This is a genomic window from Bacillus sp. EB600 (genome assembly GCF_024494385.1).
Classification (GTDB): domain Bacteria; phylum Bacillota; class Bacilli; order Bacillales; family Cytobacillaceae; genus JAEVLT01.
Genome location: NZ_JAEVLT010000065.1, coordinates 1 through 12398 on the forward strand (window position 1 = coordinate 1; position 12398 = coordinate 12398).

General features: G+C 34.6%; 12 protein-coding genes and 4 pseudogenes. 10 read left to right on the forward strand and 6 right to left on the reverse strand.

The window, feature by feature from the left end; translation table 11 throughout:
• Window positions 1–353: 353 nt before the first annotated feature.
• Together JN080_RS27490 and JN080_RS27495 are read right to left on the reverse strand one after the other, a co-directional pair.
• Entirely contained in the window at window positions 354–842 is a 489-nt protein-coding gene (locus tag JN080_RS27490; protein ID WP_256239138.1) for a GNAT family N-acetyltransferase, read from the reverse strand.
• Window positions 843–889: 47 nt separating this feature from the next.
• A complete protein-coding gene (locus JN080_RS27495) occupies window positions 890–1279 on the reverse strand; it encodes a hotdog fold thioesterase (RefSeq protein ID WP_256239139.1) in 390 nt (129 codons plus the stop codon).
• A 137-nt stretch (window positions 1280–1416) separates the two neighbouring features.
• Between JN080_RS27495 and JN080_RS27500 the strand changes: the two genes are divergently transcribed.
• The gene (locus tag JN080_RS27500; protein WP_256239140.1) at window positions 1417–2328 is read left to right on the forward strand and encodes a LysR family transcriptional regulator; all 912 of its coding nucleotides are present in this window, start codon (window positions 1417–1419) and stop codon (window positions 2326–2328) included.
• Window positions 2329–2503: 175 nt separating this feature from the next.
• Here the strand turns inward: JN080_RS27500 and JN080_RS27505 are convergent.
• From JN080_RS27505 to JN080_RS27515, 3 genes and pseudogenes are all read right to left on the reverse strand, one after another.
• Window positions 2504–3456: pseudogene (locus tag JN080_RS27505) on the reverse strand (IS3 family transposase); the annotation flags it as partial.
• Between the two features lie 862 nt (window positions 3457–4318).
• On the reverse strand, window positions 4319–4960 hold the full coding sequence (locus tag JN080_RS27510; protein WP_256239141.1) for a response regulator: 642 nt from the start codon (window positions 4958–4960) through the stop codon (window positions 4319–4321).
• Window positions 4961–5788, reverse strand: a complete 828-nt coding sequence (locus JN080_RS27515; RefSeq protein ID WP_256239142.1) for a sensor histidine kinase — start codon at window positions 5786–5788, stop codon at window positions 4961–4963. It abuts the gene before it with no gap.
• A gap of 609 nt (window positions 5789–6397) precedes the next feature.
• Between JN080_RS27515 and JN080_RS27520 the strand changes: the two are divergent.
• The 6 genes and pseudogenes from JN080_RS27520 (at window position 6398) to JN080_RS27545 (ending at window position 10722) form a co-directional block, all read left to right on the forward strand.
• Window positions 6398–6922, forward strand: a pseudogene (locus JN080_RS27520) (PepSY-associated TM helix domain-containing protein).
• Entirely contained in the window at window positions 6915–7646 is a 732-nt protein-coding gene (locus JN080_RS27525) for a PepSY-associated TM helix domain-containing protein (protein WP_256239143.1), read from the forward strand. The pseudogene JN080_RS27520 and the gene JN080_RS27525 overlap by 8 nt, the downstream one beginning before the upstream one ends.
• Before the next feature lie 190 nt (window positions 7647–7836).
• The gene (locus tag JN080_RS27530) at window positions 7837–8136 is read left to right on the forward strand and encodes a PepSY domain-containing protein (RefSeq protein ID WP_256239144.1); all 300 of its coding nucleotides are present in this window, start codon (window positions 7837–7839) and stop codon (window positions 8134–8136) included.
• On the forward strand, window positions 8129–8614 hold the full coding sequence (locus JN080_RS27535) for a hypothetical protein (RefSeq protein ID WP_256239145.1): 486 nt from the start codon (window positions 8129–8131) through the stop codon (window positions 8612–8614). The genes JN080_RS27530 and JN080_RS27535 overlap by 8 nt, the downstream gene beginning before the upstream one ends.
• Before the next feature lie 236 nt (window positions 8615–8850).
• Window positions 8851–9192: pseudogene (locus tag JN080_RS27540) on the forward strand (IS4 family transposase); the annotation flags it as partial.
• Between the two features lie 1350 nt (window positions 9193–10542).
• Complete coding sequence (locus tag JN080_RS27545; RefSeq protein ID WP_256239146.1) at window positions 10543–10722, forward strand: spore germination protein; 180 nt, start codon at window positions 10543–10545, stop codon at window positions 10720–10722.
• A 94-nt stretch (window positions 10723–10816) separates the two neighbouring features.
• On the opposite strand, the pseudogene JN080_RS27550 reads toward JN080_RS27545, so the two are convergent.
• Window positions 10817–10966 (reverse strand): annotated as a pseudogene (locus JN080_RS27550) (DUF1657 domain-containing protein); the annotation flags it as partial.
• A 31-nt stretch (window positions 10967–10997) separates the two neighbouring features.
• On the opposite strand from JN080_RS27550, the gene JN080_RS27555 reads away from it, so the two are divergent.
• From JN080_RS27555 to JN080_RS27565, 3 genes are all read left to right on the forward strand, one after another.
• Window positions 10998–11264: a hypothetical protein gene (locus JN080_RS27555; RefSeq protein ID WP_256239147.1), complete on the forward strand. Its 267-nt coding sequence runs from the start codon at window positions 10998–11000 to the stop codon at window positions 11262–11264.
• A gap of 391 nt (window positions 11265–11655) precedes the next feature.
• Complete coding sequence (locus JN080_RS27560; protein WP_256239148.1) at window positions 11656–11805, forward strand: recombinase family protein; 150 nt, start codon at window positions 11656–11658, stop codon at window positions 11803–11805.
• Window positions 11754–12083, forward strand: coding sequence for a recombinase family protein (locus tag JN080_RS27565; RefSeq protein ID WP_256239149.1), 330 nt, complete (start codon window positions 11754–11756; stop codon window positions 12081–12083). The genes JN080_RS27560 and JN080_RS27565 overlap by 52 nt, the downstream gene beginning before the upstream one ends.
• Window positions 12084–12398: the final 315 nt, after the last annotated feature.

The following is a 12398-nucleotide window of genomic DNA, read 5'->3' on the forward strand; positions in this document are numbered from 1 at the left end:
AGTGAAATGTCGGTGAAGACACTGATAGTGCTTGTATTAGAGAATGGGTTTAACTGCCGTCAATTAAACATTTTAAGACTTCATAAGACGGGTACCGAACCAAACCACAATACCTGAATGTAACATAAAGTATAAAAAGTTACATTCGGTTTTTTCTTTTGGGTGGAACGTTTGTTAAAGGTATCATAACTTAAGGGTTGTGATACTGATTGTTCGGTATGTGATTCCAATGTATTATGATCAACTTTGTGAAGGAAAACAGTTTACTTTAATAACCCTTTAAAATACATGCAAAGTCCTCACCTTCAGAAAGGATGAGGACTTTTTATCGTTTTTAATCCCAATTGCTTGTATTAATTATCCTTTAAGTCTAATTCAAAAATAAGTGAATCTCTATCAGGGTAATCATATTTAATTGCTAAATCCTCTTTAGCAATTTCCTTAAATCCAACCTTTTTGTAAAAGTTGTGTGACCTAGTGGCTTTGGATGGAGTGTCCAAAACCACCTTTGAAAACCCTTGTTTATTCGCAAAATCAAGCAAGGCTTTATATAAACCTGTTGCTATCCCAAACTCTTTACCACGGTAATCTTTATAAACGAAAAATTTCTTTAATACGGCAACCTCGTTCGTTTTCTTTTGCAAACCGATAGAGCCTACAACCTCACCGTTATCGTTTAACGCTACCCAAAAGTTTCCTCCGTCGTTTATATAGTTTGATTGAATATCCAAAATGTCTGGTTGTTCTTCTACACTAATCCCTACACCATATTCAACATTCTGTACGTGCAATATTAAATTAATGACTTCTTCTTTATATCTATCATCATAAATCGTAATCATTTATTAACTCCTCCAAGTGTGTTTATAAAGGTGGCTGCATTCAAAAATTAGGGCTTTTCTTCAACTTTTTTTAAGACCGCCATTGTACATCTAGCAATACAGATAAGCTTATCATTCTGCTTGTCAGTAATCTTGATATCCCATACCATAGTTGTTTTCCCTTTATGGATTGGAAATCCAGTAGCTTTCACAGTTCCTTCGCTCTTCCCACGAATATGATTGGCGTTAATCTCCAATCCAACCGCATATTCTTTCTCCATATCCAAGAGATTCCATGCTCCTACACTTGCCACAGTTTCAGCTAAAACCACGGAAGCTCCTCCATGAAGCTGTCCAAAGGGTTGTCTGGTTGCATCATGAACAGGCATCGTTGCAATAACCTTCTCATTTGACACTTCAACGATTTTAATTCCAAGTGCATCCAATATCGTCTTCATATAACTCCTCCTTTTTTCCCTATTCTTACTTAAACATTAACTTGTAACTAATCATTAGTAAAATTGAAATTTATGAAGTTATCCATTGATTTTTTTGATACTATAGATGTAAGAGTAAAATAAAAGTTGGTGAAATAATGGAAATACGCCATTTTGTTACGTTTAAAAAGGTCATTGAAATGGGTAGTTTCACAAAAGCAGCTGAATATTTAGGTTACACCCAATCAACGGTGACTTCACACATTCAGGCACTTGAAGAACATTTAGGTGGACCTCTGTTTGATCGGATGGGTAGAAAGGTAATATTGACTGATATTGGTAAGAAGTTATTACACTATACTCAAGAGATATTAGAAACCTATGGTAAGATTGAAAACATTGCAATCGAAGAGAAGGATGTTCGGGGAGAGATAAAAATAGCTGCGCCTGAGTCTTTAACTGTATATCGTTTAGAGCCAATATTAAGGGAATTTAGAAAGAAGTTTCCTCATGTAAACATCAGTTTAAGTAACGCAAATTGTGGAGATAACAAGAAAGCAATTCTTAATGGTAGTGCAGATATTGCATTTGTTATGTTGCCACAGTTACAGGATTCCGATTTAATCGTCCATTCGTTATTGGACGAATCGATTGTCCTTGTTGGAAGCCCTGACTGTTCACTAAACATTTTAGATATAAGCTACGAAAATCAAAAGATTAACGAGTGTGTAATTACCAACGAGAAAGAATGCAGCTATCGAAGAATATTTGAAGAATACCTCCGAGAAAGAGGAATCGAACCTTCCCACACGATGGAACTTTGGAGTATTGAGGCGATAAAGCGTTGTGTAATGAGTGGGCTTGGTATTTCTTATTTACCTTTAATGACTGTAGAGGATGAAATCCAAGAAGGAAGGTTAAAGATTCTTCCCTGCGATGGTGATTTCAAACAGATTTTCTCTCAAGTTGTTTATCACAAAAACAAGTGGATTTCTCCAGCCTTATCAGCATTTATCAATATAACTTTGAAACATGCAAGAGACTGGGCATGTGTGGAGACTACTTGTTGAGTCGAGAGTGTGAAATTTTAAACTTAAATTAACGGGGCGTTAGTGGAAGAATAATTTGTGATTTTAGGATTGAGACATAACTTAGTTATTCCATTAAAGGGCGCGATTGATGAAGAAGGAATAAAAAAAAGTCGATTTCTTTGAAGTAACCCCGTAAAGTTAGACAGATTAATTCTTAGGCAGCTTGTTGGGTATGAGCTCGGTATTGTACTGGGCTCATGCCTTTTAATTTTGCCTTGATTCGTTTGTGATTATAGTAATCTATATATTTTTCTAGTTCTTGCTTAAAGTGTTCCACACTTTCAAATTCTTTTAGATAAAGAAATTCCGATTTCATAATGCCAAAGAAATTTTCAATAACGGCGTTATCATAACAGTTCCCTTTACGGGACATACTTTGGGTAATGCCACGTTCCTTGAGGGCATGGCGGTATTGTTTCATTTGATAATGCCAGCCTTGATCAGAATGCATAAGAAGAGAATCCTCTTCTGTTAAACGTTCAAAAGCTTAGTCTAACATCGTTGAAACAAGTGAATAGGTGGGTCTTGAACCAATTGTATACGTAATGATTTCGCCATTAAATAAATCCAACACCGGAAATAAATATAGCTTCTCTCCAAATAATTTAAACTCCGTAATATCAGTAACCCATTTCTCATTTGGTTTTTCTGCTTGAAAGTTGCGTTCTAAAATATTCGGAGCAATCTTACCAACTGTTCCTTTGTAAGAGCGATATTTTTTCATACGGACAAGACATTTTAATCCTAGTTCTTTCATGATACGCTGTACTTTTTTGTGGTTAACTTTGTTTCCGCAATTTCTAAGTTCATCACGAATACGACGGTAACCATAACGGCCTTCATGTTCGTCATAAATTGCTTGAATCAATACTTTCAGTTCTGCATCTGGATCGGGACGACCGAAGTTTTTCACCCAAAAATAATACGTGCTACGCGGAATGTCTGCGAGCAGTAGAAGTGCTTTCACCGGAAATTCATGCCTTAGTTCATAGACTACTTGCGCTGTGTCTTGTTTGGTGATTTTTCCTTGTTTTGAACTAAGGCATTCAACTTTTTTAAGTACGCATTCTCCATACGTAAACGCTCTAATTCCGTTTGGAGTGCTTCAGGGTGCATTACTTAAACAATGGTAATGCTCTTTTCTAATTCAAGTAATGGGGCAGGTTGAATAAAGAAGGGAGCAAAACAAGTTTTGTTGTTTTGTATTAGTTACAAAATGCGAACAGATAAAATTTCTTAACTAAAAGAAAGAATCTTATAATCCTTCTTCGAATAAACCAATTATAGAATTAACTGGTGTGATTATAGAAAATGAAAAAGGGACTTTCGCATCTCGCAAAATCCCTTAATATTAATCTAATTCTCTAAAACCGCGTTTTTGTTTTGAATATTACCATAAGGTTTCTAGAAAAGACCGAAGGGATATTATTCTTCTGATAAAGATGATGGAGTTTGGACCTGCGATTGTAAGAATCCTGATTTTCCAGACCGGGCTTTTGGTATAAGGGAAACAAATGTCTTTGCTGTTTGGAATGGACAGAAACATAGTAAGTGACGTATTTAATATAGCATAGCTTGTTTACAGTCTAGTTAATGGTAAGGAACAATTTGGTAACAGATTTTTCTCATTTTATAAAAAAGAGGGAAAAATCTATGATAAGGGGGATATGTTATCCTATCCTTATTTTTATTCCTTCTCCTGCTGCTGAATTTAAAGGCTGCTGCGGCTGCTGGAATCACTGCAAAAATTGAACTATATTACTAGCCTGTAAAATGCGGATATGGAACAACAACCCAATGGTTCATTTAACTATTACGCCTAAAACGACCGTATCTTTACTTTCATCTACATGCTGATGAGATTGCTCTTCTTTATACTCAGATTATTTTAGACAGACTTGTCTCGTAAAACAACTGGCCTTTTTTTGAGTAGTATCACTATGGCCAAATTTGCTAGGTTTTTTGGTTATTATTCCATTAAGCCTTGCTGAAAAGCATAACTCGTTAGTTGCACACGATTAACTAAATGTAGTTTACTTAATATGTTTTTAAGATGACTTTTAACCGTATGCTCCGAAATAAAAAGGTTCTCCGAAATTTCGCGATTTGATAAGCCTTTTGCCACTAGTTGAAGCACTTCTACTTCTCGTGTAGACAGAGGTGTTTTTTTCTCATTGGTCGTTTTGTTTTGAGGGAATTCTTTTAGAATTCGAAATGCAATTTCTTTTGACATAGGTACTTCATCAAAAGCAAACGCTCTTAAATATTCATACCATTCATGAGATTTAATATTTTTCAACAAATAGCCTTGAGCACCTTTTTTTAACGCATCAAATAAATTTGTGACATCATCTGATACTGTAATCATGACAATTTTCACATAAGGAAATTCTAATTTTATAAGCTTCGTTGCTTCTAAGCCGTCCATGATCGGCATTTGAATGTCCATAAGAATAATATCTGGCATTAATTCTTCAGTCAGCTTAATGGCTTCTAGCCCATTTTTTCCTTCTCCTACGATGAGAAACTCTTTATATTCTTCTAAAATTTCTCGAATCCCTTCTCTTGCATGAGGATGATCATCAACAATTAATATTCGAATAGGTTGCATCTAATTGTTCTCCTTTTTAAACTCAATAACAGTTTCTGTATCATTTCGAATCATCGAAAATACCCAGTCCATATCTCGTGCTCGATCCTTAATAATTTGCAGTCCATATCCCTTACTAGATTGAATCACTTCATTGGTAAATCCTACTCCGTTATCTTTAATTTGGCATACCCAACCATTTTCTATTTCTTTTGCGAGAATCCAAATTTTATTTGTTTTGGCATGTTTGATGACATTCATCACAACTTCTTTTATACATGCAAACATTTCTACTTTTTCTTTCATTGATAACTTGTTTTCTTCAATCTCCCATTGAAAATCAACGTTCATTAGATGATTATTCTTAAGCTCAGTTAAATACTGATGGATGGTTTCGGTCCAACTAAATGAATCTATATTTGGTGAATGTTTTAAGTTCGTGATCGCTTGACGAGTATCGTCATGAGCATGCTGTAACGTTTGCTTAATTTTTTGGAAATCTGGATGATCTTCGAGTTCATTCTTTCTTCCAAACTTGTTGACCTTCACTGACAGTAAAAATAACGATTGAGCAATGCCATCATGTAGCTCTCTAGCTAATTTTTCCCTCTCGATAAGTGCTGCCTTCCTGGCCTTTTCTAATTTTAATTCTTCTTGAATTCTTTCTAAAATTGAAAATAAACGCAATAAAAATAAAATCGTTACAAAAAACACCAACAGAGGCGAAAGTAAATTTCCCATTTCCATTGAAATATAAGGAAGAAGAAATGTGTGTCTAGCATATTCCCATAAACCAATCGTAACGGTTGGAAGAATTAAAATAAGCCATTTAATTTGTTTATACTTCAAGGTTTCACCTTTTTCTATTTTCTACTTAAAATATGTCTATATTTTATCATTTGTTCAAAAGTTTTCTATAATTTCGGCCAAAATCACTCGTTAGAGGGATTAATGAGTTTCCTTTTCTATCTATAATTATAATGAGGTTTATACAGTAGATAGTCCTATTCGTTACTTATTTCTGTCATTTAAGCTAGTGGTCATCCTTTTCAGTAGGTCAATATAGAGGTAGTTCTGATGCAAGCAGGCAAGTAATAAATTCACAGCCTTTATACAATACGAATTTATCATTCTATTATATGGCGGGATTTATTGCTTCGATTGGTTAAAATCATATGGAAGTGGTTTATTCCTTATTAATCAAAGAGAAAATCTAGTGATCTTTTGAAAAATTATAAATATTTCTATCCTTCTATTTTTTATTTGTAAAACTGTTCAAGAAATTCATTTACTTGGGGGAGCCATTCATACGATTAAAAAAAGCAAGTTTAACAAGAGGGGAGAAAACTAAAAAATGGGTTCAATTAGTCAAGAGAAACATGAAGATGTAACGAAAGATTTAGGTCTTTCAAAAGCCCAACAATATATAGAGCTGTTTGGCGTTGGCTTTTTTATGCTGTGATTTTTTTCGCACCGTTAATAATCTTTTTGGCGATAACAGGAGGAGTTTACCTGTTTAAACCACAAATTGAAGACTATATGTACCATGATCTTTACTATGTGAGACAAGGGTAACAAAAGATTTCATCCACAAAACAAATTGATGTCGTCAGGGAAAATTACCCGAATGCAGAAGTAAAAAGTTTTACACCTTCTTTCAGAGTAAACAGATCATCTGGGATTGACATACTGGATAACGGAAAAAGCGTTGCAGTATACGTAAATCCATACAATGGTAACATTGTAGGAAAACTAAATGAAGATGATCGTTTTATGGCATTTGTTAAAGATTTACATAACGGTGAGTTCTGGGAAGGAGCACTTGGAAACCGTTTCGTGGAATTAACCGGTTGTTGGTCTGTTATTTTAATTATTACCGGTGTTTATTTATGGTGGCCTCGTAACAATACATCTCTTTTTGGGACGTTAATCCCTCGTATAAGAATGTTTAGGGAAACGGATTTTTTGGAGGGATATGCATAGTGTAACTGCATTTTGGCTCTCTTTATTTATTGTTATACAATTATTTTCTGGATTAATGTGGACAGATGTTTGGGGAGGTATGGCCAATCGTTTTGTTGCGTTTACAGGTTCAGATGGACCCGTTGGGGATCAACCGTGGGAGGCTTTTGCATTCCCTAAGTCAACAATACCAACAAAAGATGTAGCCCATGTTCCTTGGGCAGCTGAAAATTTGCCAGTACCAAAGTCCAGTACAAATGGCGTACCTTCATTATCAGTCGAGAATGTTATTGAAATTGTAAAAAATAACCATGTTGATTCCGATTATAAGATTGCATTTCCTAAAGACAAAACAGGTGTATTTACGGTTTATCTGGACCCGGCTGACGTGTATCCTAATCGGCCTATGCCCTGGACTCAACAAACGTTGCACATTGACCAATATACCGGGAAGGTTTTAGCTAATTTCGGTTGGAAGGATTATGGAATACTAGGGAAAATTGTTTCACTTGGTATTGCATTTCATCAAGGCGAATTTGGGCTATTATCACAGATTTTTATGCTATTCTTAATGTTCGGTATTATCATGATTGCTGTTACTGGATACGTAATGTGGTGGAAACGAAGGCCAAAAGGGAAATTAGGTGCTCCAGCATTGCCAGAGGACTTTAAGATGTTAAAAGGAGTGGCTGTGATTGTCCTTGTTCTTAGCTTTTCTTCCCTTTGGTGGGTCTTTCTCTTCTAGTGGTTTGGGCTCTGGATTATTTAGTTATTAAAAGAATTCCAAAGGTAAAACAGTGGATTGGATAAATAAATATGTTCTTTATTGGAGGAGTCATACGTTCAATGGACAGTTTAAGTAAATTTAAGATTATTAAGTTTCCTACGGTGGTGACCTATTAGGAAGTGGGATATTAAACAAGAAAGAGATGTATATGTATAAAATTTTAAAAATGATTCATCACACTGCTGGATTAGTTGGTTCTTTAATCGTTTTACTCATGGCTATAACTGGGATTTTGTTAAATCACCGTTCTCTAATCGGTTATTCTTCAAATACAGCTATGAAGTTACAAGAGTTTATTTTTGCATTACATTCTGGAAACGCTGGAAACACTTCATTCGTTTGGCTTACCGATTTAGGAGCGATTTGCATGATTATGCTTAGTATATCGGGGGTCTGGATGTGGGTAAATTTAATGCTGAGAAAAAGAAGGAGAGAAAAAAATGAATGAAAAAATCATTACTGTAATAATTGGAGCAGCCTTGACACTTAGTCTTGCTGGTTGTGGAACAGCACAAAACAATAATTCTCAAAGTAAAAATACCACACAAAGTAACAGTGCTTCAAAATCTAGCCAAGATAACTCAATGCCAGGCATGAAAATGGGCAATCAGGGGAATCAGTCTTTAACGAAAGCATTCCAAGATGAACTTAATGGCTTTACAATCATCGAACAAGATGTAAATAAGGGAGATTATACATCTGCTACTACTCTTGCAGGTAACCTTCACGATGAGTTTCACGCCGCAATTCTTCCTCCATTAAAAGCCAAAAAAGGAGAAACCTATGCGGAAGATATTCACTCAAAATACGATGAGTTACAAGATGCCGTTACGAGTAAAAACAACTCAAAAATTGCAGAACTCATCAAAGTGAATAGAGATAATCTTAATACTGTGGCCAAAATTTTGGGTGTTTCGTTAAAGTAAAAAAGAGGTATTCCAGCACCACCTACGTATTAATGCCCTTATCCAATGAAATAAAGCCGATGATTCCTTAGCGTAGGAAAAATCGGCTTTATTTATGTCGAAATTTGCTAAGTGTGCGTTTTCCGCGTTTTGTTGGTGGGACCCCATGCCCATCAAGCTAGAGCAAATCAATACCCCAAAAATGAAAAAAAGCTATGCTTATCGTAAGAAGCTTACGAGAAAGGATGGTGTTTTTTATGAATCCTATCATCTCCGGTGAACTGACACTTTTCGCACAAGAATTACAACGATTTTTATCTCCAATAGTCCTACAAGAAACCACCAAACAAGTTGGTTTTGTGCAGCGATCTAGTAAGTATCAAGCAAATGAACTTATCGCCCTTTGCGTTTGGCTCAGCCAAGAAGTCGCTAGTACATCGCTTACGCAACTATGTAGTCGGTTAGAGGCTTCGACGGGTGTACTAATGAGCCAAGAGGGACACAATCAACGTTTTAATCCAACAGCTGTCGCATTCCTCCAAGAAGTCTTTACTTCACTCCTAACACAAAAAATCTGTGCGACACAATCGCTATCTTCTTAAACATAAGTTACATTCAAAATGGCTAATTAGTACGTTATAACATATTCTACATATATTGTTTTTCTCTGGGATACCGTCAGCAAAGTGCAGGTGTCACAACCTATAAGATTTGATGCCGATTTGTGAATGCAGTATTATCATGGTATCGAAAGGTGTCATATCTTAGATTCAAAAGTAAAGGGTGAAAGGATATTAAACATGGATATGCTAGAGTATCAATTATAGGGCAAAAATTAGAAGCACGGATTCAAGCGTTAGAAAGCAAATTTCGCCTTCAAATAGGGTGAAGAAAAGCCTGGAAAAGCATATTAAAGTGTAAAATTACTTCCTCCTATCTTAGGCAAATAGGTAAACTAAATGTCAATGTATCTAATTTCTATAAAACAAAGTGTTACTTTAATCTGTAAATAATTGGAGTAACATTTCGAAGATGATAATAAAAAGTTGTCTAATTAAATGAAGTTAGACTTACTATAATAGCTTAGCCTAGAATACTAAGCTGATTTTGAACTTTTGATTTTATTGATCAAAGGTTATTTTTTTTATGCGTGAAAACATTAAGCAGTCGCATCGTTAAGCTATAGACAAAGCCACCCTTTAGGGGTGGCTTTGGAATATGGATGGTTTTTTCATGACAATATAAAGTATTCCTCAATAGAAAAATGGCTTGGGCAAAGTGGCAGATATAAACATAATAAATACCGGATAATTAAACAGACTAAATGGATTAGATTTTACTTCCTAAATCCTGCCTTTTATCCCTTTATAAGAAAGCATTAAGCTACAGAAATAAGAAAATAGCCTAGTCCTAAGACTTTAGTGGAACATAGTATAGATGGAATTTACAAAAAGGTAAAAAAAGATAAGGGGAGCTGTGTGCTTTGAAGGGTATGGAAAAATGTTCTTCATGTGGTAGGTATTTTTGGAAAAGTCAACTTTCATCATTACCAAACGATTTTTTTCGTTTAAAACAGAAATACTGTCCACAATGTTTTCCTGATGTGTTAGAAACACATACCGAGCTTTATTATGATCATAAAACTTGGAATGAAATTAATTTAGAGACATAAAAAGGTAAATCCTTTTTTTTATAGGGGACTCAACATCAAACGTTGATTTTATACGTTAAAACAAGCTTTAAAATCAAAAACCTGAAATACGGCCAATTGGCTGAATTTCAGGTTTTTTAATTTTCTAATTTTCTCTGACTAATTGGTATGTTCACTAAACAAAAGTACAAAACCATTATCTTATGTTAACCATAACCTTAATAGGAAGAGTGCCCAATCCTTTGGATGGACGATTGCAGAATAGTTTAGACGAAAGATAAATTTGGAGGAGAGGTCAATGCCAGCAGTAGTTGGTGTATTACAAATCGTTAACATCAATGGAAACGGTATTGCAGAGATTCAAACCAAAACGTATAGTGGCTTTGAAGGATTTAATACCAGAGGGATCACCGTAGCAAATAATGGTGTAATTGGTACAAATGTTCTTGATTTAAATTTAATGAACAGTCTAAAATAGAAAATAATTTCTTATAAAACACAAACGTTGTTTTAAATTGAGTTCAGTAAACAAAAGGGTCGCCATAAAGCCAACCTGATAACATAATTAGACATTATTGCTTATATTGAGGCTCTTCCGTTTGAATTTCATTAATGCGTGGCTCTAAGGTGTTAATAATGGATTGAGTCTGTTGTGCTGCATTTTGGTAAAGTTGTTTCGCTTGTTTATTTTCAGTCTGTAAAGCAAACGTTTCGAAGCTTGCTTATGATTTAGAAAAGGTAACTATAGGTTTATTGCACCATTCAATTGTGACTGCACTTAAAAGTAACTATGGTGGTTTTACCCAATTTCAAAATCAAAGAATTGCTAAAGTTGTTCCAAAGCAATTACCTGCTGATGCAGAATATGATTCATCCTTTAAAGCAACTGGTTGGGCGTATGAAATAACTATTAAACTTGAGGCACTAAGGGGTGACAATAAAATTGAGAATGTAACAATGGTTTTAACCAATGAATTTTCAAACGGGAACTATGTTGTAAAAAAATTTGATGTAGAATGATTTAAAAAAATATTTTTGTTAGAAGTGGCTATTTTTAAAAAGTTGTCACCTTTCTTATTGAGCGAATGGGAGCATCAGTATAGTAAGCTAAATAAAAAAGGCGATTCCTTATCGTACAGGAAATCGACTAAATGGTTAAAAAATATAAAAATCATATTAACTCTTGTATAAATACAAAAATCCTTATAGACTGGGTTGCCTTAATGGCTAATAACGAACTTAAAATATCCTAATTTATGTGCTATTTAACGTTCGTTTTATGAACACTTTTAGATAAACAATAAAAACAACAACAACAACAAAGAAAAGGTATTTTATTCGTCTATAAACTCATCTTTACTATGTACATAAAATAATTTTATGAAATGTATAGCCAAGGAGACAAAATGTCATGATTATTGGATATGCAAGGGTATCAACAGAGGATCAGCATTTAGATATGCAAATTGCAGCAATAGAAAAATATGTAGTGGATAAAAACCACGTTTATTGCTATTTTCTGAAAAGGAAAGCGGGGGTAAAGAGGATCGGAAGGTATTAAAAAAGGGTTTAGACCAATTACAGCAAGGAGATACTTTTGTAATTTACAAATTAGACCGTTTAGCCAGATCAACAAAGCAGCTTGATGAAATCCATGAGAATCTGGAAAAAAGAGGGGTGATTTTTGTTTCTTTAAGTGATAGCATAGATACGAATACGGCAATTGGAAAAGCTATGTTTGGAATGATTGCAGTATTTGCAGCCAGAGAAAGGGCTACAGATATTGCTAAAGGGCGGAGTACAATCTATAAAGTAGTTAATGAAGCGGGGGCAAAATAAGGACTAAATTTATTGAACCGGAATTAGACATGAAAAAGACGACGTTTTATAAGTTAGTTAAAGAATTGAAGGAAACCTTTAAAAGTATTTAATTATAATAGAAGAAACTCGTCAAAAATAGTCTTTACTCATCGGGAGCAAAGGCTGTTTATCAATGGGAAAAATTTTTTTATATGCATTGAAGCTGGCTTTGTTAAGATTAGTTGATTAAGTCTTTGTTTTCTTCTACAAGGGGGCCAGATTGTTGCACATTTAAAGAAAATTGAAATGAATGAAGATATTGTGAATGTTTTCACTTAAACTGATATGAACGAA